The sequence below is a fragment of the Fodinibacter luteus genome (assembly GCF_039541575.1).
In the GTDB taxonomy this organism is placed as follows: domain Bacteria; phylum Actinomycetota; class Actinomycetes; order Actinomycetales; family Dermatophilaceae; genus Fodinibacter; species Fodinibacter luteus.
The window spans coordinates 74,128-97,796 of record NZ_BAABGM010000015.1; the positions used below are offsets into that span (position 1 = coordinate 74,128).

Below are 23,669 nucleotides of genomic sequence, written 5' to 3' on the forward strand. Positions count from 1 at the left end.
ATGAGCGCCACCCTCCCCCGCGCGGTCCACCCGGCCGCGTGGTGGGGGTGGGCCCTCGGCCTGGCCGTCGCGGTGAGCACGACGACCAACCCGATCCTGCTCCTCCTCGCGCTCGCGGTCGCGGCCCTCGTCGTCGCGGCCCGGCGGGGGTCCTCGCCGTGGGCGCGGGCGTTCCGGCTCTACCTGTGGCTCGGTCTGGCGATCGTCGTCGTGCGGGTCGTCCTCCACGTCCTCGTCGGGCTCAAGTTCGGCACGATCGTCGTGCTCGAGCTGCCCGAGATCACCCTCCCGGCATGGGCGGCCGGCATCCAGCTCGGCGGCACCGTCTACCTCGAGGGGCTGCTCGCCGCGGCCCTCCAGGGCCTGCGCCTCGCCGTGATGATCGCGTGCGTCGGGGCCGCGAACGCCCTGGCCAACCCGAAGCGGCTGCTGCGCTCCCTGCCCGCGGCCCTGCACGAGATCGGCTCGGCCGTCGTCGTCTCGGTGTCGGTCGCACCCCAGCTCGCCGAGAGCGTCCAGCGGGTGCGCCGGGCCCGGCAGCTGCGCGGGGACACGAGCCGCGGCATCCGGTCGGTGCCCGCAGTCGCGCTCCCCGTGCTCGAGGACACCCTCGAGCGCTCGCTGCTGCTCGCCGCCGCGATGGACTCGCGCGGCTACGGGCGCACCGGCGACGCCCCGCGCGGTCACCGGCTCGCGACCGCAGGCCTGACCCTCGGCGGCCTGCTCGCGAGCGCCGTCGGGATCTACGGCGTGCTCGACGCGACGACCCCGGCGGTCATGGGCACCCCCGCCCTCCTCCTCGGGCTGGGGCTCTCGGCGCTCGGCCTGTGGCTCGGCGGCCGGCACGTCGCCCGCAGCACGTACCGGCCGGACCCGTGGCGTGGCGCGGAGTGGCTCACCCTCGGGTGCGGCGTGGTCGTCGCCGGCGTCTTCGTCGTCCTGTCGCGCACCGTGCCCGACGACCTCGCGATGCCGCTCACCCCCCTCGCCGTGCCCGCCCTACCGCTCGCTGCGGTCGCGGGCCTGCTCGTCGCCGCGCTCCCGGCCGTCCTGACGCCCGAGCCGCCACGACCGGCATCCCGCGCTCCGCGGCGCGCTGCCCGCGAGGAGGTGGAGGCCGGTGCCTGAGCACGCGATCTCCCTCTCGCGGGTGTCCGTGGCGCTGCCCGGCTCGGACCGGCCGGTGCTGCGCGACGTCGACCTCGTCGTCGAGGAGGGCGAGCTCGCGCTCGTCGTCGGCCGCACCGGGTCGGGCAAGTCGACCCTGCTCGGCGCGATGTGCGGGCGGGTGCCGCACTTCACCGGGGGCACCCTCACCGGCCACGTCAGGCTGCACGGGCGCGACACCCGTGAGCACCGACCGCGCGAGCTCGCCGACCTCGTCGGGGTCGTCGGGCAGGACCCGCTCGCCGGCTTCGTCACCGACACCGTCGAGGAGGAGCTCGCCTACGGGATGGAGCAGCTCGGGCTGCCCGCCCCGACGATGCGAAAGCGGGTCGAGGAGACCCTCGACCTGCTAGGCATCGCCGAGCTGCGCGACGCCGCGCTGCGCGAGCTGTCCGGCGGGCAGCAGCAGCGGGTCGCCATTGGGTCGGTGCTCACCGCGCACCCGCGCGTCATCGTGCTCGACGAGCCGACCTCGGCGCTCGACCCCACCGGCGCGGAAGAGGTGCTCGCGACGATCACGCGGCTCGTGCACGACCTCGCCGTGACAGTCGTCGTCGCCGAGCACCGAGTCGAGCGGGTGCTGCACCACGCCGACACCGTCGTGCACGTCTCCCCCGACGGCGCCGTGCGCTCGGGTCCGCCGGCCGACGTCATGGTCGACAGCGACATCGCCTCTCCCGTCGTCGAGCTCGGCCGCTACGCCGGGTGGTCGCCGCTGCCGCTGTCCGTGCGCGACGCACGGCGCGCCGCCGGCGACCTGCGCTCCCACCTCGCCGCGACCCTGCCGGCGCTCGCTGCGTCCGGCCCCACCGGCCGCCGACCCATTGGTCGGTCCTCGGTCTCGCCCTTGGGTGCGGCGGCGTCCTCGGCCTCCGCCGCGGCTGCGGGCTCACTCTCCGGCGCTGATGCCGGGGCACCGGTCGCGCTGTCGGCCCGCGCCGTCGTCGTGCGCCACCCCGGGGACGTGCTCGCCGTCGCGGGGGTGTCGCTCGACATGCGGGCCGGCGAGGTCGCCGCCGTCATGGGCCGCAACGGGTCGGGGAAGTCCTCGCTGCTCTGGGCGCTCCAGGGCAGTGGGACGCTGACGTCCGGCGCGGTGCTCGCCAGGCGCCCGCGCGCGGGTGAGCCGGGTCGAACCGCAGGCGCACGGCATCCCGAGCGACATCACCTCGACCCCGCGGGCGGGACCGTCGAGCCGCGCACCCTCGGCGCAGCAGAACGCCGGTCCCTCGTCGGCATGGTGCCGCAGTCGGCGACCGACCTGCTCTACCTCGACACCGTCGGCGCCGAGTGCGCGCAGGCCGACCGCGAGAGCGGCGCTCAACCCGGCACCTGCGCAGCCCTGCTCGCGGAGGTGACCCCCGGCATCCCGGCCGACCGGCATCCACGCGACCTGTCCGAGGGGCAGAAGCTGGCCCTCGTGCTCGCCGTGCAGCTCAGCGCCGACCCCCCGGTGCTCCTCCTCGACGAGCCGACCCGCGGCCTGGACCCCACGGCCAAGGCCGTGCTCGGCCGGGTGCTGCGTGGGCTCGCCGCGCGGGGGCGGGCCGTCGTCGTGGCGACGCACGACGTCGAGTTCGTCGCTGAGAGCGCCGACCGCGTCGTCGTCATGGCGGGCGGCGAGGTGGTGGCCGACGGGCCGACGGCGGAGGTCGTCGTGTCCTCCCCCGCGTTCGCGCCGCAGGTGTCCAAGGTGACCGCGCCCGGGCCGTGGCTCACGGTGGCCGACGTGCGCGAGGCCCTCTCGGGGGTCGCGTCGTGAGCGCGCCGCACGGTCCGGTGACCGGCCGCACCCGGGCTCTCGCGTTGCGGCCCCGGTCGGCGGCGGCCGTGGCGATGGTCTCGGTCGCCGGGCTCGCCGCGTTCTGCTGGCCGCTGCTCGTCGCGCCGGAGTCGGGCCTGGCCCACGGCACCGACGCCCCCCTCGTCTTCGCCCTCGTCCTGCCGCTGCTGCTCGCCGTCGTCCTCGCCGAGCTGAGCGAGGGCGGGATGGACGTCAAGGCGGTCGCGATGCTCGGCGTCCTCGCCGCGATCGGCGCCGCCCTGCGCCCGCTCGGCGCCGGGACGGCCGGGCTCGAGACGGTGTTCTTCCTCCTCGTCCTCGGCGGCCGGGTGTTCGGGGCCGGCTTCGGCTTCGTGCTCGGCGCGACGACGCTGTTCGCGTCGGCACTCGTCACCGGTGGCGTCGGGCCGTGGCTGCCGTTCCAGATGCTCGGCGCCGCGTGGGTCGGCTGGGGCGCGGGCCTGCTCCCGCCCCTGCGCGGTCGGGCCGAGGTGCTCATGCTCGCCGGGTACGGCGCGCTCGCCGGGCTCGCCTACGGCCTCCTGCTCAACCTGTCGTTCTGGCCGTTCGCCACCGGGATGGCCGGCGAGCTGTCCTTCGAGGCCGGCGCCCCCGCCGCCGAGAACCTCCACCGGTTCCTCGTCTTCACCCTCGCGACGAGCCTGGGATGGGACATCGGTCGGGCCATCACGACTGCGGTGCTCGTGCTCATCACCGGGCGGGCCGTGCTCGGCGCCCTGCGGCGGGCAGCCCGACGCGCGGCGTTCGAGGAGCCGGTCGCCTTCGCGTCGCCCCCGACGGCGGATGCCGGGGAGCCGGGTGCCGGACACGCGGATGCCGGACACGCGGATGCCGGGCACGCGGCGGCCGGGCAGCCGGGTCTCGGGCACGCGGATGCCGGGCTGCCGGGTCTCGGGCACGCGGATGCCGGACACGCGGCGGCCGGTGACGGCCCGGCATCCGGTCCGGCTCGGTCGCGGACGGACGTGGCACGATCGAGCCCATGAGCCCCCTTGAGCTGGACCGCGACGCCGCGTGGCTGAGCCGCGAGGACCTCGACGCCGCCCGTGAGAAGCTGCCCATCCTCTACGTCGACGCGGTGCCGGTCCGGGTCGACGACCGCGGCACGGTCACCGCCGTCGGCGTGCTGCTGCGGCTCGGGCCGGAGGGCGACGTGTGCCGCGAGCTCGTCTCCGGCCGGGTGCTCCACCACGAGCGGGTGCGCGACGCGCTGCTGCGGCACATCGAGAAGGACCTCGGCCCGATGGCGCTGCCCCGCATCCCCGCGAGCCCGCAGCCGTTCACCGTGGCCGAGTACTTCCCGACCCGAGGGGTGACCCCGTTCCACGACCCGCGGCAGCACGCCGTGTCGCTGGCCTTCGTCGTGCCGGTCGCGGGCGACTGTGCCCCGCAGAACGACTCCCTCGACCTCACCTGGTTCACACCCGAGCAGGCCCTGGACCCGGCGGTGCAGGCCGAGATGGACCGCGGCCACGGCGTGCTCCTGCGCCAGGCCCTGGCCCACCTCGGCCATCCCGTCTGAGCGGCCCCGACTACCCCGCCGGCGCGGGCCGACCATCCCGCCTGCGCGGCACGGCCAGCCCGCCTGAGCGGCAGCGACCACTCCGCCTGAGCGGCCCGGAGCGCAGCGGAGCCCGCCGCCGCGGCTCCGGGCGCGGCGCCCCCGGGTCAGACCCCCTTGTTCTTCAGCGCCGCGAGGCGCGCCTCGACCTCGGCGTCGTCACCGTGGTCCTCGAGCTCGGCGAACTGGTCCTCCAGCGTCGTGGCCCGGGCCTCGGCGCGACCCTGGACGAGGGCCTCCTGGTTGCGGATCCGGTCCTCGAAGCGGGCGAGGTCGCTCGTGGGGTCCATGACGTCGATCGAGCTCATCGACTCCTGGACCTGCGCCTGGGCCTCGGCGGCACGGGCGCGGGCCACGAGCTGCGAGCGCCGGCTCTTGAGGTCCTCGAGCTTGGTGCGCATGACGGTGAGCCCGTCCTTGAGCTGCTGCACGGTCGCGTTCTGCTGGGCGATGCGCGGCTCGGCCTCCTTCACCTCGCGCTCGAAGCCGATCTGGCGGGCCAGCGCGACCTTGGCGAGGCTGTCGAACTTCTCCGCGCCGGCGGCGTCACCGGCCGCCCTCAGCTCGTCGGCCTTGGCGGAGGCAGCCGCGGCCTTGCGGCCCCACTCCTCGGTGGCGTCCTTGTCGATCTGCAGGTCCTGCTCGGCCATCCGCGTGTTCGCGATGGTCTGTGCCACCGCCTCCTCGGCCTCCGCGATGGAGTTCGTGAAGTCCGTCACGAGCTGGTTGAGCATCTTCTCGGGGTCCTCGGCGCGGTCCAGCAGGGCGTTGATGTTGGCCTTGGCGAGCTGGCTGATGCGTCCGAGGATGCTGGTCTTCTGCGTCATGGGAACTCCTCCTGGCCCGGGGGGCCGGTCACGTCGTCTGTCTCGGTCGGTGTGGCTGGTGCCGGTGAGTCTGGTGGATGCCGTGGCGTCAGGGGATGCCGTGCGCCGGCCGGTCCTCGTTCGATCGGGTCAGAAGCGACCACCCCCGCCGAAGCCGCCGCCGCTGCCGCCGAAGCCCCCGCCCCCGCCGAAGCCGCCGCCCGACCCGCCCCAGCCGCCGCCGCGGCCACCGCCGCGACCGCCGAAGGCACCGGAGAGGATCCCCCCGAGGATCACGGATGCCGGGTCGAGGCCACGACGCCCCTGCGGCATCCCCCCTCCGATACCTCCGCCGAAGCCGCCCTGCCCCCACGAGCCGATGTCCTGGTGCGCCAGCCGGAGCGCCTGCTCGCCCTCCGCCTCGGCCTGGGTGAGCAGGCCCGCGGCCTGCACCGGGTCGGTGGGGACCACCGACCTGGCGTGCTCGAACAGGCGCAGGGCGTCGGCGATGTGCGCCCGGGCCGGCCCGCCCACCGCGCCGCGACGGCTGGAGATGAGCTCGTCGATGCTGGCCAGCCGGGCACCCACCTGGGCCACCCGCTGCTCCAGCAGCCCTCGCCTGCGCTCCTCGTCGGCCTCCGCCGAGCGGTAGCGGGCGAGGGCGTTGTCGAGGTCCTGCTCGGCCCGCGCCAGCGTGCGAAGGGCGGCGAGGGGGTCTCCCCCGTCGCGGGCCGCGGTGCCCTCGGCGATCGCCTCGCGGGCCGCCCCGAGGGCGGTGACGGTGAGCTGGTCGTCGGCGCCGAGCCGCTCGGCGTCCGCGACGTCCCCGGAGATCGAGGCCAGGGCCGCCTCGATGCGTTGCGGCGCGTCCGCGAGTTCGGCCCGGGCGTGGCCCACCGCCGTGAGGAGAAGGTCGGCCTGACCGACCGCCTCCTCCGCCGCGCGTCCCGCCGCCACCGCCGCGGCCCGGTCGTCCGCCTCGAGGTGCTGCTGACCCGTCTCGATGAAGTCCTGCGCGGACTCGAGCAGCCGCTCCGCCTGGTCGACGTTGCCCTCGACCGTGCGCAGCGCCTCGGGACGGTACTGCGCCCGGAGCCCGGCCAGCTCCTGCTCGGCCACCGGGACGCGGCGCAGGACCTCGTCGCGCCGCCCGCGCAGCTCGCGGAGGAAGTCGGGGACCCGGGCCTGGAGGTCGCGCATCCGGGCGAACTCGGCCTCCTGCTCGTCAAGGCTCGCATCGGCCTCGGACGCGAGCGTCAGGATCTGTTCGAGGCGGACCCGACGGGTCGGCTCGTCGACGACTCCTGCCGCCTCGTCGTCGTCGAGCGCGCGCTGGAGCCGGAAGGCGTCGGCGGCCCGGGCCCGGGCCGTCTCGAGCACCTCCCGGAAGCGCTGGGTGGCCTGGACGCCGAACTGCGCCTCCGCGAAGGCCAGCTCGTCGGCCGAGGAGCGGATGGCGTCGTCGACCGCCACGAGGGCGGCTGCGGCCTGCTGGCGCAGCGCCTCCGTCGGGAGGGGCTGCGCACCCCCGCCCTGGCCGGGCGGCTGCGCGCTCGCCCGCTTCGACCGGCGGCGCGCCAGGGCGAACACCGCGACACCGCCGACCGGCACCGCGAGCCACCAGGGGAACCCGTTGCCCCCTCCGCCGGATGTGTCACCGTCAGCGTCGGCAGAGGACGTGTCTCCCTCTCCCAACTCGCCGGCGGCTGCCGCGGCGTACCCCTCGGCGGCCCCGCGCACGGCCCCGGCCCAGTCGTCGTCGGACAGCGCCGGCTCGATGTACTGCGACCGCACCTGCTGGTCCTGGTCCGCGGTGAGCCCCGACTCGCTCGTGGTCCACGTCGCGTACCGGCGGTCCTGGGTCGCCACGGCGAGCAGGACGTCGTTGCCGCCCATGCCCGACACCTCGAAGGTCTGCCGCGCCCACTCCTCCCCCGAGGCGCCGTCGAAGCTGTCGACGTACACGACGAACAGCTGGAGGTCGTGCTCGGACCGAAGCTCGTCGAGGTCGGCCCGCAGCGCGTCGGTGTCACCGAGCACGCCGGAGCGGTCGGTGAGCTCGTCGGTGACGTCGAAGGGCGGGTCGGCCGGCATCCCCGCCAGGGACACGACGGCCCGGTCGGACGCGACGAACCCACCCCCCGGGGCGGCCTGCGCCCCCGGGACGAGGAACAGCGCCGCACCGGCCACGGCCACGGCGACGCCGAGAGCGCGACGGCCTGCCCTGCGGTGGTCCACGCGGCACTCCTCCTCGGCTGGGACGGCGCTGGGGACGCTGTCAGTCGGCGTCCCCACTGCTCTGCCCTTTCGCCGACGGTCGAAACACACGGTGCCGGGCTCAGCCGGTGAACTTGTCGCGGGTGCGCGTCATGTCGTGGTGGTCGGCGGCGCGCGCCTGCTCCGGGGTGGGCGCGGTGCCACCGAGCCGGACCGGCAGGTAGCGCAGGTCGTCACCGTGCAGCGTGGGGTACTCCGCCTGCTGGACGTCGAGCTGGGCCTGCATGGCGGACCGGAGCCGTTCGTTGGCGGCGGCGACGTCCTCGCGCCGCTCGATCCACAGCGGCTCACCGACGGTGATGCTCACCGGGATCCGGGCCGCCGGCCCCATGTGCTTCGGGAGGTTCTTCGTCCACACCCGCTGCCCGCCCCAGATCGTCACGGGAAGCACCGGGACCCCGGCCACCTGGGCCATCTTCACGGCGCCCGGCTTGAACTCCTTGAGCTCGAAGGAGCGCGACATCGTCGCCTCGGGGAAGACGCCGACGATCTCCCCGGCCCGCAGCACCCGGATGGCCTCCGCGAAGGCCTCACCGCCCTTGTGGCGGTCGACGGAGATGTGGTGCATGCCGCGCATGAGCGGCCCGGTGACCCGGTGGGTGAACACCGACTTCTTCGCCATGAAGCGCACGTAACGCCGGCGCGGCCACGCCGGCAGCCCGGCGTACATGAAGTCGAGGTACGAGGTGTGGTTGATCGCCATGACCGCCCCACCGGTCGCGGGCACGTGCTCCTCCCCGCGGATCCGGAACCTCGTGCCCTGGAGGAAGAACATCGTCCGCACGCCCGAGATGACGGGTCGGTACACGCGCTCGGCCATGCGCCCAGCCTAGGCCAGCCACCCGTGCCTCCCGACCCCAACCCGGGTGAGCACGACCCCTGCCGTCTGGGAGGATGAGCCGCATGACCGAGCACCTCTCCCCATCTCGCGCTGCCTCCGTCCCGGACCGGCCGTCCCTCGACGGCCTCGAGGACAAGTGGGCCGCGGTATGGCGGGAGCAGGACACCTACGCGTTCGACCGCGAGGCGGCGCTCGCCGGGCCGCGCGGCGCCGTCTTCTCGATCGACACGCCCCCGCCCACGGCATCCGGCTCGTTGCACATGGGGCACGTCTTCAGCTACACGCACACCGACTGCATCGCCCGCTACAAGCGGATGGCGGGGTTCAACGTCTTCTACCCCATCGGCTGGGACGACAACGGCCTGCCCACCGAGAAGCGGGTCCAGAACTACTACGGCGTGCGCGGTGACGCCTCGCTGCACCACGACCCCGGCTTCGAGCCGCCCTTTCGCGGCGACGCCCGCAGCACGAAGGCGGCCGACGAGACCCCGGTCTCGCGGCAGAACTTCATCGAGCTGTGCGACGAGCTGACCGTGCGCGACGAGGAGGCCTTCGAGTCCCTCTTCCGCCGCATCGGGCACAGCTACGACTGGTCGATCACCTACCGCACCATCGACGACCACTCGCGAGCCACCGCCCAGCAGGCGTTCCTGCGCAACCTCGCCCGCGGCGAGGCGTACCAGGCCGAGGCCCCGGGCCTGTGGGACGTCACCTTCCAGACGGCCGTCGCGCAGGCCGAGCTCGAGGCCCGCGACTACCCCGGCGCCTACCACCGGGTCGCGTTCCACGGCCCCGCCGGGCCGGTCCACGTCGAGACGACCCGGCCCGAGCTCATCCCGAGCTGCGTCGCCCTCATCGCGCACCCCGACGACGAGCGCTACCAGCCGCTGTTCGGCAGCACCGTGCACAGCCCGCTCTTCGGCGTCGAGGTGCCGGTGCTCGCGCACCCGGCCGCCGAGATGGACAAGGGTGCCGGCATCGCGATGTGCTGCACCTTCGGCGACCTCACCGACGTGCTGTGGTGGCGCGAGCTGCGCCTGCCGACCCGCTCGGTCATCACCCGCAGCGGCCGGCTCCAGCGCGAGGTGCCCGAGTGGCTCCTCGGCGGTCCGGGCGAGCACCTCTACGACGGCGAGCTCGCGGGCAAGACGGCGTTCGGCGCCCGAGAGGCGGTCGTCACCGCCCTGCGCGCCAGCGGAGACCTCGACGGCGAGCCGACGCCCACCCAGCGCAAGGCGAACTTCTACGAGCGCGGCGAGAAGCCGCTCGAGATCGTCACCTCTCGCCAGTGGTACATCCGCAACGGGGGCCGCGACGCCGACCTCAACGCGGCCCTCGTCGCCCGCGGCGAAGAGATCGACTTCCACCCCTCGTTCATGCGCTCGCGCTACGCGAACTGGGTGGGCGGCCTCAACGGCGACTGGCTCGTGTCACGCCAGCGCTTCTTCGGCGTGCCGATCCCCGTCTGGTACCCCCTCGACGCCGACGGCGAGCCCGACTACGTGCAGCCGATCGTGCCGAGCGAGGCCGAGCTGCCCGTCGACCCGGCGGCCAACCCTCCGGCCGGCTACACCGAGCACCAGCGCGGCGTCCCCGGCGGGTTCGTCGGCGACCCCGACGTCCTCGACACGTGGGCGACGTCCTCGCTCAGCCCCCAGATCGCCGCTGGCTGGCGCAACGCCGACGGCACCGGATCCGACCCGCTCTTCGAGAAGGTCTTCCCCTTCGACGTGCGCCCGCAGGGCCACGACATCATCCGCACCTGGCTGTTCTCGACCGTCGTGCGCTCGCACTTCGAGCACGGCTCGGTGCCGTGGACCGACGCCGCCATCAGCGGCTGGATCCTCGACCCCGACCGCAAGAAGATGGCCAAGTCGCGCGGCAACGTCGTGACGCCCGAGGACGTCCTCAAGGAGCACAGCGCGGATGCCGTGCGCTACTGGGCCGCGAGCGGTCGCCTCGGCACCGACGCCGCCTACGACACCGGGCAGATCAAGGTCGGCCGTCGGCTCGCCATCAAGGTGCTCAACGCGAGCAAGTTCGCGCTCTCCTTCGGCGAGGTCGCCGGCGACCTCGCCGCCCAGGTGAGCGAGCCGATCGACCGGTCGCTGCTCGCCGGCCTGCGCGACGTCGTCGCCCGGGCCACCGCCGGCTTCGAGGCCTGGGACTTCACCCGCGCGCTCGAGGTCACCGAGCAGTGGTTCTGGGCCTTCTGCGACGACTACCTCGAGCTCGTCAAGGACCGCGCCTACGGCGCCCAGGGGGATGCCGCCGCCGCGAGCGCCCGCGCGACCCTGCGGATGTCGCTCGACGTCGTCCTGCGCCTGCTCGCGCCGATCCTGCCGTACGTCACCGAGGAGGTCTGGTCCTGGACGCACGATGGCTCGGTGCACCGTGCCTCGTGGCCGAGCGTCGACGAGGTGCCGGCCGGTGGTGACGCCGCCCTCGTCGGTGCCGTCGGCGCCGCCCTCGCCGTCGTGCGCAAGGCCAAGTCCGAGGCGAAGGTCGGCATGCGGGCCGAGGTGCCGTCGATGACCCTCGTCGCCCCGGATGCCGCGATCGCGCTCGTCCGTGCGGCCGAGGCCGACCTGCGCGCGGCGGGCCGGCTCACCGGTGCCCTCGCCTACGCCGTCGGTGACGAGGTGGGCGCGCGCGACATCGAGCTCGTGCCGGTGGCCAGGCCCACCACCTGACCTCTGCCCCACACGGAGGGCTGCACGCCGGCGGACGATCAGGCCGGAGCGGCACCCGGCGCCGGGGCATACGCCCTCGATCGCACCGAGCGCAGTCCGGTGGGGCGCACCGCAATCCACGGCACGTCCCAGCCGCTCAGGGCGAGCCGGCGCTCGACCATGGCGTCCCGGCGGAGGTGGGTCACCCTGCCGTTGCCCGGGTCGTAGACGTCGAGCATCCGGTCGCCGTCGCCGGGAAGGACGAGCACGACGTGCCGCGGGGTGAGCTCGTTGCCGACGTAGAGCAGGGCGGGCTCCCCCTCGGCGACGACGTCGACGAGGGTGTCGAACGACCCGACGAGGTCCTCCTCGCCGTCGACACGCAGGACGTCGAGGGTGTACTGCGTGCCGAGCCGGGCGGCACCGTACTCCAGCTCTCGCAGCGCGCCCCAGGGCGGAGTGCCCAGGCGCCGGGGCCACGGCAGGTTGAGCCGGTGCTCGCCGGCGAACAGGCCGTTCGTGCGGCGCATGACGACCCGCTCGTAGGCGGCGAAGCGCTCCCCCGGGGTCGCGCCGACGGGCGAGCCCGGGAGGTTCGGCTGCCCGGTGCGCACCCACCCGGCGAAGACCGGGTCGACGTGCATGCGGGCGACGGTGAGGCAGGCGGACCCACACGTCACCGGGGACTGCTGCACGGGACCGGTGTCACCGGCGCGGAGTCGATAGGCCATCACCACCCCCCAATCGTTACCGCGTCGGGGGGTGCGGCGCCACCACCCCCTCTGGTTGGGTGTGTCCGTGGCCGATCGTTCCAGCGTCGTGACGGCCCTCGGCAGGCCCCCCGTGGTGGCGGCCCTCGGGGTGCTCACCCTGCTCGCCGTCGTCTGGGCCGCCGCGGTCCCGCGCCCCGAGCGCGTCATCCCCGGGCTGCGCACCGGCATCGAGGTGCGGCACATCGGGGCCAACGACGAGACGGTGTCCGGCCCGGAGGTGGACCTCGGCCTGCGGCGGGTCCCCGGCCCGTGGGACCAGACCGGCGACACGCTGGCGTTCGTCCTCGGCTGGGCCACGATCATCCTGTTCGGCGTGGGGGCGCTCGTGGCCCTCGTCCTGCTCGTGCGGGCGTTCGTCACGGCGCGCGAGGACCGCACCCCTGAGGCCGGCGCCGCGGCCGACCTCGACCTCGAGGCCCTCGCCCTCGCCGTCACCACCGACGCGACGCAGCGCCTCGACGCACTGTCCGCCGGCACCCCCGCGCAGGGGATCGTCGCCGCCTGGGCGCACCTCGAGGCGACCCTCCACGAAGCGGGGGTGCCGCTCGCCGCGTCGCGGACGTCGACCGAGGTCACCCTCGACGTGCTGCAGCGCTTCGCGGTCGACCCCGACGCCCTGCGGGCCCTCGCCGGCCTGTACCGCGAGGCGCGCTACTCACGGCATCCCCTCACCGAGGAGGACCGGGCCCGGGCGGCCGCCGCCTACCGCTCGCTCGACGCCGCGCTGCGCGCCGGGATGCCGGGCGCGGGCCGAGGCCGCCGTGGCTGACCGCGCCCGCCCCTCCGCCCTGCGGACCGGAATGCCAGGCGCGGGCCGAGGCTGTCGTGGCTGACCGCGCCCGTCCCTCCGCCCGAGCCCGCGCCGGTCCGGCCGCCCGTCCCCCCGCCCGCCCCGGCGCCCGTCCCGGCCTGCGACCGCTCCTCGCCGGCGCCGCACTGGCCGCGGCCGTCGTGCTCCTCGCGTTCGCCAGGGGCCCGGTCGCCATCCTCGCCGCCGCGACGGTCGCCGTCCTGACCGGGTTCGTCCTCGCGGTGCCGCCGCTGCTGCGCCACGACGGCATCGACTGGGACTGGCTGCCGGACCGGGCCCGTGAGGTGCCGCCCGAGCCCGGCATCGCGACGCTGCGCCGCCTCCTCGACCCCAACGACCGCGACACCGACGCGCCGGAGCAGCTCCAGGCCCTCGTCCGCGCGATCGCGGCCGACCGGGCCGACGGCCGCCCCGTCGGCCCGGGACGACTCGCGACCTACCTCGACGGTCCGCCACGACGGCTCGACCTCGCCGAGGCCGAGGCCGTCGTCACCGAGCTCGAGGCCCTCCCCCCGAAGGAGCACCACTGATGGACCTTCCCACCGTCCACCGCCGCGCGAACGCCGTGCTCGACGAGGTCGACACCGTCATCGTGGGCAAGCGCTCCGCGACCGAGGTCGTGCTCGCCGCCGTGCTCGCCGGCGGGCACGTGCTCATGGAGGACTACCCGGGCCTCGGCAAGACCCTCGCGGCGCGCACCTTCGCCCGCGCCCTCGGCCTGGACTTCGCCCGGGCCCAGTTCACCCCCGACCTGCTCCCCGCCGACCTCACCGGCTCGTTCGTCTACGACCAGGGGGCCGGCACGTTCGAGTTCCGACGCGGGCCGGTGTTCACGGGGCTGCTCCTCGCCGACGAGATCAACCGCACCCCGCCGAAGACCCAGGCCGCGCTCCTCGAGGCGATGCAGGAGCACCAGGTCACCGTCGAGGGGCAGACCTTCGCGCTGCCGCAGCCCTTCCACGTGCTCGCGACGGCCAACCCGGTCGAGTACGAGGGCACGTACCCGCTCCCCGAGGCCCAGCTCGACCGCTTCCTCGTGCGGGTCGCGTTCGGCTACCCGGACGCCGACGGGGAGTGGGAGGTGCTCGGCCGGAGGATGGCCCGCCGCCGCGAGGAGACCGAGGTGCGACGCGTGGTCGACGCCGCCGAGCTGCTCGAGCTCCAGGCGGCGATGGAGGACGTCACGGTGTCCCCCGAGGTGGGCCGGTACTGCGTCGCGCTCGCCCGGGCGACGCGCGAGCACGACCACGCGCTCATGGGCGCGTCCCCGCGCGGCTCGCTCGCCCTCCTGCTCGTCGGCCGCGCCTACGCCGTGCTGCGCGGCCGCGACTACCTCACCCCCGACGACGTCAAGGCCGTCGCCCCGTCGGTGCTCGAGCACCGGGTCGTCGTGCGCCCCGAGCTGTGGATGAGCGAGGTCTCCTCGCGGGGCATCGTCGCCGACCTGCTGCGCACCGTCCCGACCCCGCGGACGGCGGTGCGCCCGTCGTGAGGTCCGCCTGGCGGCCCACCCGGGCGCTCGGCCGGGCCGCGGCGATCGGGCTCGTCGTGCTCGTCGTCGCGGCGGTCGGGGGGCGCGGCGACCTCGCCGTCGTCGGCGCCCCGCTCGTCGCGCTCGTCGTGTGGTCCCTCGTCACCCGGCCCACGGCCGGGCCGGTCGCGACGAGCGCGGTCACCGACGCGCTGACCCACGAGGGCGACACGGTGACCTGGCGGGTCGACGTCACGGTCGTCCCGGGCCTGCGGGATGCCGTGGCGCACCTTCCCGGCGACCGCTGGACGACGACGACCCCGGCCCACGGCCACGTCGCCGGCTCGGTGGCGCGGGGTGCCACGGTGCCGCTCGGTGTCCTCGCCCGCACCGACCGCTGGGGGGTGCGCCGGCTGGGGCCGGCACAGGTGGGTGCCTTCGGGGACTTCGCCTCGTTCGCGTGGACGTGGCCGGAGCAGCGCCTCGAGGCCGTCGCGACGGTGCCCACGCCCGGCACGTTCACCTCGCGGGCCGGCCTGCCCCACCCCGTCGGGCTCGTCGGCCAGCACCGGGGCGCCCGGGCGGGCGGCGGCACCGAGCTGTTCGACGTCCGCCCGTTCCGGACCGGCGACCGGCTGCGCCGGATCCACTGGCCGGTGTCGCTGCGCACCGGCGCACTGCACGTCACGACGACGTACGCCGACCAGGATGCCGAGGTCCGCGTCGTCGTCGACGCGATCCGTGACCTCGGCGAGCGCGACCCCGCCCACGGCCGGCGCTCGAGCCTGGACGTCGCGGTCGAGGCGGCCGGCGCCGTGGCCGCCCACTACCTCGGCACCGGCGACCGGGTCGGCCTGAGCGTCCTCGGTGGCGGCGGGCTCGTCGAGGTGCCCGCCGTCGGGGGGCGCCACCAGCTGGCCCGGGTCCTCCTCGGGCTCGGGCGCGCCGAACCGAGCAGCGGCACGGTGGGCGAGGAGCGGGCGCTGCGAGCCCAGCTGGCGCGCCGCATCCCACCCGGCGCGTTCGTCGTGCTGCTGTCGGCCCTCGTGTCCGCGGAGCCCCTCGCCCACGCGGTGCGGCTCGGGCGCAGCGGTCACGAGGTCGTCGTCGTCGACACCCTGCCCCCCGAGCTGAGCAGTGTGGATGCCGGTGACGAGGCGGTGTGCGCGGTGACCGGGGTCGACGACGTCCGGGTGGCCCGGCTCGTCTGGCGGCTGCGGCTGCTCGACCGGGAACGCGAGGCCCGCCGCTGCGCCGCCGCCGGCGTCCCCGTCATCCCCTGGCGGGGGCCGGGGTCGCTCGACACCGTGCTGCGCCAGTCGACCCGCCGCTCGCGCCGCCCCCGGGTCGTGGCCCGGTGATCCCCCACCGAACGTGGCGCGCCGCGGTCGTCGCGGCCGTGGCCGGTGCCGACCTCGTCGTGCTCCTCGTCGCCGGGACCTCGCTGCCCGGCTTCCTGCCCTTCCTCCTCCCGGTGCTCGCCGTCGCCACGCTGTGGGCGGTCGCCCGACCCTCGGGCTGGGGCCCGTTCGCCCTCGTCGTCGTCCAGGTGCTCGGCGTGGGCGCGACCGGCTCACCGCTGGACACCGTCGCCGGCTGGGCGCTCGCGGCAGCGGCCGGGGCCGCGGTCGTCGTCACGCACCTCGCCCTCACCCTGCTCGGGTCGTGGCCGCGCCGCGCTGACCTTCCGCACGGGACGGCGCGGCGGTGGTCACTCCAGGCGGCCGCCCTCGTGTGGGTCGCGGTCGCGGCGGCGGGTGCGGGCGCGCTCGCCGCCGCGACGCCGCAGGGCTGGGCGCCGTGGCTCGGTGCCGTCGCGCTGGCGCTCGTCGCCGGGCTGCTGTGGCAGCTGCGGGCCCGGACCCGACCCGGCACGGGCTGACTGACGCCCCTCGAGCCGGCGACGGCCGATTCGCACATCGCCTTCGGGGTGCGCCAGTCGTCGTATTGGTGGATCGGGTAGAACAGGTCAGTGCCGATGCCGGCGCACTCCGCGAGGGTCCAGTCGAGGACCCTGCCGCTGCGGTCGAGCCCGGGGGCGGCCGGCGCCGAACGCGTCGGACGGCCGGGCCGGTCGGTGGCCCTGTGCCTGCTCCCGGACGACGGCCCGGTTCAGGCGGAGCGCTTGCGGGGCGCGCGCTTGCGGCCGGTGTCGTCGTCGTGGCGCACGATCGTCGGGTTGACGTTCTTGCGCACGACGTCGGCGGTGACGACGACCTTGGCGATCTCGGCGTCGCTCGGCACGTCGAACATCGTCGGGAGGAGGACCTCCTCCATGATCGCGCGCAGGCCGCGCGCCCCGGTGCCGCGGGCCAGGGCCTGGTCGGCGACCGCCGCGACGGCATCCTCGGTGAACTCCAGCACGACCCCGTCGATCTCGAACATCTTCTGGTACTGCTTGATGAGGGCGTTCCGGGGCTCGGTGAGGATCCGCACGAGGGCGTCGTTGTCGAGGGGCGCCACGGTCGTGATGACCGGCACGCGCCCGATGAACTCGGGGATGAGCCCGAACTTCATGAGGTCCTCGGGCATGACGTCGTGGATGCTCTCGGCGAGGTCCTTCGGGGTGTGCAGCTCGGAGCCGAACCCCAGACCTTTCTTGCCGTTGCGCGACTCGATGAGCTTCTCGAGGCCGGCGAACGCGCCACCGACGATGAACAGCACGTTCGTCGTGTCGATCTGGATGAACTCCTGGTGGGGGTGCTTGCGCCCGCCCTGGGGCGGCACCGACGCAGTCGTGCCCTCGAGGATCTTGAGCAGCGCCTGCTGGACCCCCTCCCCGGACACGTCACGGGTGATGCTGGGGTTCTCGCTCTTGCGGGCGATCTTGTCGACCTCGTCGATGTAGATGATGCCCGTCTCGGCCTTCTTGACGTCGTAGTCGGCGGCCTGGATGAGCTTGAGGAGGATGTTCTCGACGTCCTCGCCGACGTAGCCGGCCTCGGTGAGCGCCGTCGCGTCGGCGATGGCGAACGGGACGTTGAGCATCTTCGCGAGGGTCTGGGCGAGGTAGGTCTTGCCGCAGCCGGTCGGCCCGATGAGCAGGATGTTCGACTTCGAGATGTCGACGTGGTCGGGGTCCTTCTTGCCGAGCGCCGACTCCCCCGCCTGGATGCGCTTGTAGTGGTTGTAGACCGCGACGGCGAGGGCCTTCTTCGCGACGTCCTGGCCGATGACGTACTGCTCGAGGAAGTCGAAGATCTCGCGGGGCTTGGGCAGCTCGTCGAGCCCGAGCTCGCTCGACTCGGCGAGCTCCTCCTCGATGATCTCGTTGCACAGGTCGATGCACTCGTCGCAGATGTAGACGCCCGGGCCCGCGATGAGCTTCTTGACCTGCTTCTGTGACTTGCCACAGAACGAGCACTTCAGCAGGTCGCTCGTCTCTCCCACGCGTGCCACGGACGTCCCTTCCCTCACCTGAAGACAACAGGTCCGACGCTACCCGCCGGTGCCCTCCAGTGCACCCATTGAAGCCCGCGCGGGAGGGGCGCGTCTCCCTTGTCCGCTGTCAGCGCAACGGCCCCTCGAAGCGGCGTCCGGTTCATCAGCCGGGTCGTGGGGCGAGCCCAGGACCGGCGCGAATGACCGGCCTGGTCATTGATACCGCACCGTTACCGGTCCGCAGGACCATGCGGGGCACCGCCGGCGTGGGGTCGGCGTCCCCTCTCGGACGGAGCACGTCAATGACACGCATTCGCACCCAGCTGGCGGCGGCGACCCTCGCCGCTGTCGCCACCGTTGTCGTCGCCGCGGCACCCGCCCAAGCCCGGATCCTCGACCAGTTCACCTGGTCCTTCGAGGAGACGGGTTCGTTCGACGACTGCGGGTTCACCATCGAGTCGGACTTCAGCTCGTCCGGCACCACCGTCATTCGGACCGTCCACGGCACCGATGAGCTGTGGTTCGCCTCCATCGCCGTTCGCAGCGAAGAGGTCCTCACCAACCCGGAGACCGGCGAGTGGCTGCGCATCGTGAGCCGTGGCCTCCTCAAGGAGTCAGGACCGGCGACCGAGGTCGCCGACGGCGTCTTCACCCACACGTACTCGGAGGCCGGCAACCCGGTCACCATCCTGGACTCCGACGGCAAGGTGGTTGCCCGGGACACCGGGCTCCTGCGATGGGTGTACACCTTCGACACGCTCAGCGACGGCGAGCCGGGCGGGTTCGTCCTCGACGAGGTCCTCGTCAAGGAGGCCGGGCCGCACCCGATGTTCCACGCCGACTGGTGCGGCGTGTTCACCGACCTCATCGGCTGACCCCCTGACCGCCGGACGTGCGGATGCCGTCCGCCCTCGGTGAGCGGACGGCATCCGGCACGTCGTGGGTCGAGGACCCGTCAGACGGTGTTCTTGCGCGAGGCGAGCACCTCGTCGATGAGGCCGTACTCCTTGGCGGCGTCGGCCGACAGGATCTTGTCGCGCTCGATGTCCTTGCGGACGGCCTCGACGGGGCGGCCGGTGTGCTGGGCGATGGTCTCCTCGAGCCACTCGCGCATCCGGATGATCTCGTTCGCGTGGATCTCGAGGTCGGAGGCCATGCCGCCGGTGCCCTCGATCGCCGGCTGGTGGATGAGCACACGGCTGTTCGGCAGGGCGAACCGCTTGCCCTTCGCGCCGGCGCCGAGCAGCACCGCGGCGGCGGAGGCGGCCTGGCCGATGACGAAGGTCTGCACGTCGGGGCGGATGTACTGCATCGTGTCGTAGATCGCGGTCATCGCCGTGAACGAGCCGCCGGGGCTGTTGATGTACATGAGGATGTCGCGGTCGGGGTCCTGGGACTCGAGCACGATGAGCTGGGCGATGACGTCGTCGGCGGACGCGTCGTCGACCTGCACCCCGAGGAAGATGATGCGGTCCTCGAAGAGCTTGGTGTAGGGGTCGAGGCGCTTCATGCCGTACGAGGTGCGCTCCTCGAACTGCGGCAGGATGTAGCGGCTGGAGGGGCCGGGCACGTGGAGGCGGCCGGTCAGGTCTGCGTTCATGTCTCTCTCTCGCGTCGTCGTCGCCGGGTCAGTCCGCGGTCACCGGGTTGTCCACCTGCGGTCCGGCCATCGTCGCCTTCGTGATGACCTGGTCGACGAAGCCGTACTCCCGCGCCTCCTCGGCGGTGAACCACCGGTCGCGGTCGGAGTCGGCCTCGATCTGGTCGACGGTCTGCCCGGTGTGCTGCGCGATGAGCTCGGCCATCTGCTTCTTGATGTGCAGCAGCTGCTCGGCCTGGATCTTGATGTCGGAGGCGGTGCCACCGATGCCGCCCGAGGGCTGGTGCATCATGACCCGGGCGTGCGGGGTGGCGTAGCGCTTGCCGGGGGTGCCGGCGGACAGCAGGAACTGCCCCATCGAGGCCGCCATGCCCATCGCCACAGTGGCGACGTCGTTGGGCACCCACTGCATGACGTCGAAGATCGCCATGCCGGCGGTCACGGACCCGCCGGGCGAGTTGATGTAGAGCCAGATGTCCTTCTTCGGGTCCTCGGCGGCGAGGAGGAGCATCTGGGCGCAGATCGCGTTCGCGTTGTCGTCGCGCACGTCGGAGCCGAGGAAGATGATCCGCTCCTTGAGGAGGCGGTTGTAGATGTGGTCGTCCAGGCCGGCCTGGGGGCCCGGGCCGGCGGCGACGATCTCGGTGCTGGTCACGCTGGAGTCGCTCCTCGTCAGGTCGGGTGCTGCTTGTCAGTGACCCTAACGCCCGGTTCCGACGGTCCACTCCCCACCCGGGGCCGTGTTCGCCGTGAGCACAACGGCGAGCGGCGGACCGGCCGGATGCCGCGCCGGGCCGTGCGCGGCCGGGCCGGATGCCGCGTCGGGCGGTGCGCGGCCGGGCCGGATGCCGTGGCGGGGCAAGCGCGGCCGGGCCGGGTGCCGCGTCGGCACGCCCGTGGGGCCGGATGCCGTGCCGGGCGGTGCGCGGCCGGGCCGGATGCCGCGTCGGCACGCCCGTGGGGGCGGAGCCGGTCGGCTCCGCCCCCACGGGTGGATGGTGCGTGACGCGTCGGGTCAGGCGAGGGCCTTGGCCTTGAGCGCGTCGAACTCGGCCTGGCTGATGGCCCCGGAGTCGAGCAGCTGCTTGGCGCTCGCGATCTGATCGGCGGGGTTCGCCGTCTGGGCGGCGACGGACTTGATGTACTTCTCCTGCTGCACCTGGGCGTCGGCGATCGCCGCCATCTGGCGCTCGCCCATGCTCTTGCCGCGGGCGATGAGGTAGATCAGGGCGCCGAGCCACGGGAGGAAGATGAGCACGATGGCCCAGCCCGCCTTGCCCCAGCCGCTCAGCGTCTTGTCGCTGAACAGGTCGAAGATGCAGCGGAACCAGATCATGATCGCGGAGATCCAGATGAAGAACCAGAAGCTCCAGAGCAGGACCTCGCCGAAGCTGTCGATGTTGTTGATGCCCATCGTGTGAGTCACCTTTCAGGTGGTGTGTTGTGGTGATGGTAGAGGGGGTGGTGCTGGCGATGCCGGAGGCACGCCGGAGAGCCGGGGCGCTCAGCCGTTCGTCAACGGGTCGATGCAGGCCGTGACCGCCAGGAGAGCGCCTCGTCCGACCGGACGCAGCCTCGACCCAGGGGTGTCGCACGCCCTCGACCGCGTCGTCGAAACCTCGGCAACCTTACTGCCCTGGGACCCGGTCCCGGACATCGGGTCGACGACGGCGCCCGAGCGGACGGCTCGCCGCGGGCCGGGTCGGTGGTGCAGCGCCCGCGTGCAGGAGTGGTCATCGCCGGGGTGACCTCGAAGAGCGAGCAGCCGTCGGGCCCTGCGGACCCCATGGCGTCGCGGGCGTGGACCGGCTGGCTCCACCCTCTCGCCTGTCGTGGCCGAGCATCCGCGTCCTGCCTTCGTTCCGGTTCAGGGCGCTGACGATCAAGGCCCTGCGCGGCAATGCTGGCGCGCGCGCCCGCGCGACACATCACCTGCGAGGGGTGAGGGCGGGGGCTCAGTCGTCGGCAGGCTCGCGCACCGCGGGCACGACGGTGAGCGCGAGGAGCGCGAGGGCCCCGACGACGAGGAGCGAGTACAGGACACCGACGCTGTCCCCGAGCAGGCCGAGCACGGGCGGGCCCGCGATGAACGCGACGTAGCCGATCGTGGCGACGACGGACATGCGGGCCGCCGCACGCTCCGCGTCGTCGGCCGAGGCGCTCATCCCGACCGGGAAGCCGAGGGCCGCACCGATGCCCCACACGGCCGCGCCGACGAAGGCGAGCCACGGGGTGCCGAAGATGACGAGGGCCGCGCCCACGGCCGCGAGGGCGAAGCTGGCCCGCAGCACCGGAACCCGGCCGCGCCGGTCGAGCAGCCCGGTGCCGAGGAGGCGGGCGAGGGTCATGAAGGCCAGGAAGGTGGCGAACGCGAGCACCCCGGCCCAGGCGGGCAGGTGGTGGCCCTCGACGAACGCGACGGCGAGCCAGTCGTTGGCGGTGCCCTCGGTGAAGGCCGCGGCGAAGACGACGACGCCGATGAGCAGGGTGCGCGGCTCGAGCCAGGCGGAGCGGTGCCGCTCGCGAGCCGCCCGGGCGGCCTCGTGGTGCTCCGCGCTGCGCGGCAGGAACCGCGGCAGCGCCCACCAGGCGAGGCCCACCGTGAGCACGGTGGCACCGAGGAAGTGCACGGTGAGAGGGACGCCCCCCCACGACATCGCGGCGCCGATGAGCGCGGACACGACGGTGCCGCCGCTGAACGCGGCGTGGAAGTGCGGCATGACCGACGTGCCGAGCTGGCGCTCGACGTCCGCGCCCTCGAGGTTCATCGACACGTCCCACACCCCGACGCCGAGGCCGACGCAGAAGAGGCCGGCGGCGACACCGAGGCGGGGCCCCTCGGCGTCGACGACGAGGCCGACGGCGAGCAGCCCGGCGAGGCCGACGCCGATTCCGAGCGCCACGGCCCGCGACGCACCGATGCGGTCGGAGATCCGGCCGGCGAGCGGCAACCCGGTGACCGACCCGACGCTCGCCGCGAAGAGGGTGAGGCCGAGCTCGCCGGCACTCAGCCCGAGCGCGGCCTTGGCGTCGGCGATCCGCGACGCCCACGACGCGAAGACGAGCCCCGCGAGAGCGAAGACGACGAAGACCGCCGTGCGCGCGCTCGTGACCCGCGCGCGGTCGAGCGGCTGGGGCAGGGAGGTGGTGTCGGTCATGGCGGACAACGATCGGTTCCTTCGGACGGACGTGGGCGGGTCGAATCCCGCCTTGGGTGCTGAGGTGGTCGCCGGGGCGACCGGTTGGGCACCCACGGCGGGAACGAGCGGGTCGAATCGATTCGATCGAATCGATTCGATATTGTGTCCCGCATGCCCCCCACGCGTCAAACCCGCGCCGGTCGCCGACCGACCCTGCGCGACGTCGCGCGGCGCGCCGGGGTCTCGACGTCCACGGCATCCCTCGTCTTCAGCGGCAAGGGACCGGTCGCCTCCGGCACCGCCGAGCGGGTGCGGACCGCCGCCGCCGACCTGGCCTACGCCGGCCCCGACCCGCTCGCCTCCTCGCTGCGGCAGGGGCGGGTCGGCACGGTCGCCGTCGTCGTCGAGGGGCCGCTGCGCTACGCCTTCCACGACCCGTTCGCCCTCGCCATCCTCGACGGCCTCGCCGAGGAGCTCGACGCCGCCGGCCGCTCGATGCTCCTCGTCGCCCAGCCCGTCGAGGACCCCGAGCGTGCCGTCGCGCAGCTCGCCACCCAGGCCGTCGACGCCGCGGTCTTCCCCCTCTGCGGCGAGCGCGACAACCCCGTCGTCGACCACCTGCTCGCCCGCGGGGTCCCCCTCGTCGGAAGCGGCGCCCCCGTGCACCCTGGGGTCGCGCACGTGCTCACCGACGAGGCCGCCGCGATGGCCCTCACGACCCGGCACGTGCTCAACCTCGGCCACCGCCGGCTGGCGCACCTCACGATGCCGCTGCGTGCCGGCGCCCCCACCTCCCGGGTCACCGAGCCCGACGTCGCTGGTGCCACCTACCCGGATGCCGCGGGCCGGCTCGCCGGCTTCCGCGCGCTCGCGGGGCCGGACGCCCCCGTCGTGCAGGCCCACGACCTCACGGTCGAGGCGGGCGAGGCCGCGGCCCGGATTCTCCTCGACGTCCCCGACGACGAGCGGCCCACGGCGATCGTCGCCCAAGCCGACCTGCTCGCCGCCGGTGCGGTGCGGGCCGCCGAGGCGAGGGGGCTGCGGGTGCCCGGCGACCTCACCGTCACCGGCTTCGACGGGGTCGACCTGCCCTGGCTCGACCACGTGCTGACGACCGTCGATCAGCCCGGCGCCGAGAAGGGGCGCCGGATGGGGCGCCTCGTGCGGCACGCCCTCGAGGGCCGTCCGGTGCGTGACGAGCCGTTCCCCGTGCGGCTGCGCGTCGGCACGACGAGCGCACCGCCGCCGTCGCCGCGCTGAGCGCACACACGAGGCGGCGCGCTGAGCGCGGACACCCGGGACGGCACCCCGCGAGCGGGACGCCCGAACCCGCGCCACGGCATCCGAAACGGCGAGAACCCGCAC

Annotated in this window: 21 protein-coding genes; 12 read left to right on the forward strand and 9 right to left on the reverse strand. The window is 74.2% G+C overall.

Annotated elements, in window-relative coordinates; all coding sequences use genetic code 11:
• Genes ABD899_RS12225 through ABD899_RS12240 form a run of 4 tightly spaced genes read left to right on the forward strand, consistent with a single transcriptional unit; the run spans window position 1 to window position 4,493 of the window.
• Window positions 1-1,128: an energy-coupling factor transporter transmembrane component T gene (locus ABD899_RS12225; protein WP_345206310.1), complete on the forward strand. Its 1,128-nt coding sequence runs from the start codon at window positions 1-3 to the stop codon at window positions 1,126-1,128.
• A complete protein-coding gene (locus tag ABD899_RS12230; protein WP_345206312.1) occupies window positions 1,121-2,929 on the forward strand; it encodes an ABC transporter ATP-binding protein in 1,809 nt (602 codons plus the stop codon). The genes ABD899_RS12225 and ABD899_RS12230 overlap by 8 nt, the downstream gene beginning before the upstream one ends.
• Window positions 2,926-3,957, forward strand: coding sequence for an ECF transporter S component (locus ABD899_RS12235; protein ID WP_345206315.1), 1,032 nt, complete (start codon window positions 2,926-2,928; stop codon window positions 3,955-3,957). Before ABD899_RS12230 ends, ABD899_RS12235 begins: the two co-directional genes overlap by 4 nt.
• Window positions 3,954-4,493, forward strand: coding sequence for an NUDIX hydrolase family protein (locus ABD899_RS12240; RefSeq protein ID WP_345206317.1), 540 nt, complete (start codon window positions 3,954-3,956; stop codon window positions 4,491-4,493). Before ABD899_RS12235 ends, ABD899_RS12240 begins: the two co-directional genes overlap by 4 nt.
• 146 nt (window positions 4,494-4,639) lie before the next feature.
• On the opposite strand, the gene ABD899_RS12245 is transcribed toward ABD899_RS12240, so the two are convergent.
• The 3 genes from ABD899_RS12245 to ABD899_RS12255 all read right to left on the reverse strand — a co-directional run bounded on the left by ABD899_RS12245 (window position 4,640) and on the right by ABD899_RS12255 (window position 8,435).
• Complete coding sequence (locus ABD899_RS12245; RefSeq protein WP_345206319.1) at window positions 4,640-5,359, reverse strand: PspA/IM30 family protein; 720 nt, start codon at window positions 5,357-5,359, stop codon at window positions 4,640-4,642.
• A gap of 129 nt (window positions 5,360-5,488) precedes the next feature.
• Complete coding sequence (locus ABD899_RS12250) at window positions 5,489-7,576, reverse strand: TPM domain-containing protein (RefSeq protein ID WP_345206322.1); 2,088 nt, start codon at window positions 7,574-7,576, stop codon at window positions 5,489-5,491.
• A 100-nt stretch (window positions 7,577-7,676) separates the two neighbouring features.
• Window positions 7,677-8,435: a lysophospholipid acyltransferase family protein gene (locus ABD899_RS12255; RefSeq protein ID WP_345206324.1), complete on the reverse strand. Its 759-nt coding sequence runs from the start codon at window positions 8,433-8,435 to the stop codon at window positions 7,677-7,679.
• An 83-nt stretch (window positions 8,436-8,518) separates the two neighbouring features.
• Here ABD899_RS12255 and valS point away from each other — a divergent pair, with 83 nt between their 5' ends.
• The gene (gene valS, locus ABD899_RS12260) at window positions 8,519-11,149 is read left to right on the forward strand and encodes a valine--tRNA ligase (RefSeq protein WP_345206327.1); all 2,631 of its coding nucleotides are present in this window, start codon (window positions 8,519-8,521) and stop codon (window positions 11,147-11,149) included.
• Between the two features lie 38 nt (window positions 11,150-11,187).
• On the opposite strand, the gene ABD899_RS12265 is transcribed toward valS, so the two are convergent.
• Window positions 11,188-11,772 carry a hypothetical protein gene (locus ABD899_RS12265; protein ID WP_345206330.1) on the reverse strand — a complete coding sequence of 195 codons (585 nt, stop codon included), beginning with the start codon at window positions 11,770-11,772 and terminating at the stop codon, window positions 11,188-11,190.
• Between the two features lie 154 nt (window positions 11,773-11,926).
• On the opposite strand from ABD899_RS12265, the gene ABD899_RS12270 reads away from it, so the two are divergent.
• The 5 genes from ABD899_RS12270 to ABD899_RS12290 are packed head-to-tail and all read left to right on the forward strand — an operon-like array spanning window position 11,927 to window position 16,065.
• The gene (locus ABD899_RS12270; protein WP_345206332.1) at window positions 11,927-12,670 is read left to right on the forward strand and encodes a DUF4129 domain-containing protein; all 744 of its coding nucleotides are present in this window, start codon (window positions 11,927-11,929) and stop codon (window positions 12,668-12,670) included.
• A 56-nt stretch (window positions 12,671-12,726) separates the two neighbouring features.
• The gene (locus ABD899_RS12275; protein ID WP_345206334.1) at window positions 12,727-13,242 is read left to right on the forward strand and encodes a hypothetical protein; all 516 of its coding nucleotides are present in this window, start codon (window positions 12,727-12,729) and stop codon (window positions 13,240-13,242) included.
• A complete protein-coding gene (locus ABD899_RS12280; protein ID WP_345206336.1) occupies window positions 13,242-14,204 on the forward strand; it encodes an AAA family ATPase in 963 nt (320 codons plus the stop codon). The genes ABD899_RS12275 and ABD899_RS12280 overlap by 1 nt, the downstream gene beginning before the upstream one ends.
• Entirely contained in the window at window positions 14,201-15,544 is a 1,344-nt protein-coding gene (locus ABD899_RS12285; protein WP_345206339.1) for a DUF58 domain-containing protein, read from the forward strand. The genes ABD899_RS12280 and ABD899_RS12285 overlap by 4 nt, the downstream gene beginning before the upstream one ends.
• Complete coding sequence (locus ABD899_RS12290) at window positions 15,541-16,065, forward strand: hypothetical protein (protein ID WP_345206341.1); 525 nt, start codon at window positions 15,541-15,543, stop codon at window positions 16,063-16,065. The genes ABD899_RS12285 and ABD899_RS12290 overlap by 4 nt, the downstream gene beginning before the upstream one ends.
• Before the next feature lie 230 nt (window positions 16,066-16,295).
• On the opposite strand, the gene clpX is transcribed toward ABD899_RS12290, so the two are convergent.
• Window positions 16,296-17,582 (reverse strand): ATP-dependent Clp protease ATP-binding subunit ClpX, encoded by a 1,287-nt coding sequence (gene clpX, locus ABD899_RS12295; protein ID WP_345206343.1) that lies wholly within the window; start codon window positions 17,580-17,582, stop codon window positions 16,296-16,298.
• Window positions 17,583-17,866: 284 nt separating this feature from the next.
• Between clpX and ABD899_RS12300 the strand changes: the two genes are divergently transcribed.
• A complete protein-coding gene (locus ABD899_RS12300) occupies window positions 17,867-18,439 on the forward strand; it encodes a hypothetical protein (protein ID WP_345206346.1) in 573 nt (190 codons plus the stop codon).
• 80 nt (window positions 18,440-18,519) lie between these two features.
• Here the strand turns inward: ABD899_RS12300 and ABD899_RS12305 are convergent, their stop codons facing one another.
• The 4 genes from ABD899_RS12305 to ABD899_RS12320 all read right to left on the reverse strand — a co-directional run bounded on the left by ABD899_RS12305 (window position 18,520) and on the right by ABD899_RS12320 (window position 22,322).
• Window positions 18,520-19,164: an ATP-dependent Clp protease proteolytic subunit gene (locus ABD899_RS12305; protein ID WP_345206349.1), complete on the reverse strand. Its 645-nt coding sequence runs from the start codon at window positions 19,162-19,164 to the stop codon at window positions 18,520-18,522.
• Between the two features lie 28 nt (window positions 19,165-19,192).
• Window positions 19,193-19,819 carry an ATP-dependent Clp protease proteolytic subunit gene (locus ABD899_RS12310; protein WP_345206352.1) on the reverse strand — a complete coding sequence of 209 codons (627 nt, stop codon included), beginning with the start codon at window positions 19,817-19,819 and terminating at the stop codon, window positions 19,193-19,195.
• A gap of 360 nt (window positions 19,820-20,179) precedes the next feature.
• On the reverse strand, window positions 20,180-20,590 hold the full coding sequence (locus tag ABD899_RS12315; protein ID WP_345206354.1) for an SHOCT domain-containing protein: 411 nt from the start codon (window positions 20,588-20,590) through the stop codon (window positions 20,180-20,182).
• A 529-nt stretch (window positions 20,591-21,119) separates the two neighbouring features.
• The gene (locus tag ABD899_RS12320; protein ID WP_345206357.1) at window positions 21,120-22,322 is read right to left on the reverse strand and encodes an MFS transporter; all 1,203 of its coding nucleotides are present in this window, start codon (window positions 22,320-22,322) and stop codon (window positions 21,120-21,122) included.
• Between the two features lie 153 nt (window positions 22,323-22,475).
• Between ABD899_RS12320 and ABD899_RS12325 the strand changes: the two genes are divergently transcribed.
• Window positions 22,476-23,564 carry a LacI family DNA-binding transcriptional regulator gene (locus ABD899_RS12325; RefSeq protein WP_345206360.1) on the forward strand — a complete coding sequence of 363 codons (1,089 nt, stop codon included), beginning with the start codon at window positions 22,476-22,478 and terminating at the stop codon, window positions 23,562-23,564.
• The last annotated feature ends 105 nt before the right edge of the window (window positions 23,565-23,669 follow it).

Excerpts from the sequence above, each read along its gene's own strand:
- ABD899_RS12225 (WP_345206310.1), top strand. The coding sequence starts at position 1 with ATGAGCGCCACCCTCCCCCGCGCGGTCCACCCGGCCGCGTGGTGGGGG.
- valS (WP_345206327.1), top strand. The coding sequence starts at position 8,519 with ATGACCGAGCACCTCTCCCCATCTCGCGCTGCCTCCGTCCCGGACCGG.
- ABD899_RS12240 (WP_345206317.1), top strand. The coding sequence starts at position 3,954 with ATGAGCCCCCTTGAGCTGGACCGCGACGCCGCGTGGCTGAGCCGCGAG.
- ABD899_RS12245 (WP_345206319.1), bottom strand. The coding sequence starts at position 5,359 with ATGACGCAGAAGACCAGCATCCTCGGACGCATCAGCCAGCTCGCCAAG.
- ABD899_RS12255 (WP_345206324.1), bottom strand. The coding sequence starts at position 8,435 with ATGGCCGAGCGCGTGTACCGACCCGTCATCTCGGGCGTGCGGACGATG.
- ABD899_RS12265 (WP_345206330.1), bottom strand. The coding sequence starts at position 11,772 with ATGCACGTCGACCCGGTCTTCGCCGGGTGGGTGCGCACCGGGCAGCCG.
- ABD899_RS12280 (WP_345206336.1), top strand. The coding sequence starts at position 13,242 with ATGGACCTTCCCACCGTCCACCGCCGCGCGAACGCCGTGCTCGACGAG.
- ABD899_RS12325 (WP_345206360.1), top strand. The coding sequence starts at position 22,476 with ATGCCCCCCACGCGTCAAACCCGCGCCGGTCGCCGACCGACCCTGCGC.
- ABD899_RS12305 (WP_345206349.1), bottom strand. The coding sequence starts at position 19,164 with ATGAACGCAGACCTGACCGGCCGCCTCCACGTGCCCGGCCCCTCCAGC.
- ABD899_RS12300 (WP_345206346.1), top strand. The coding sequence starts at position 17,867 with ATGACACGCATTCGCACCCAGCTGGCGGCGGCGACCCTCGCCGCTGTC.
- ABD899_RS12320 (WP_345206357.1), bottom strand. The coding sequence starts at position 22,322 with ATGACCGACACCACCTCCCTGCCCCAGCCGCTCGACCGCGCGCGGGTC.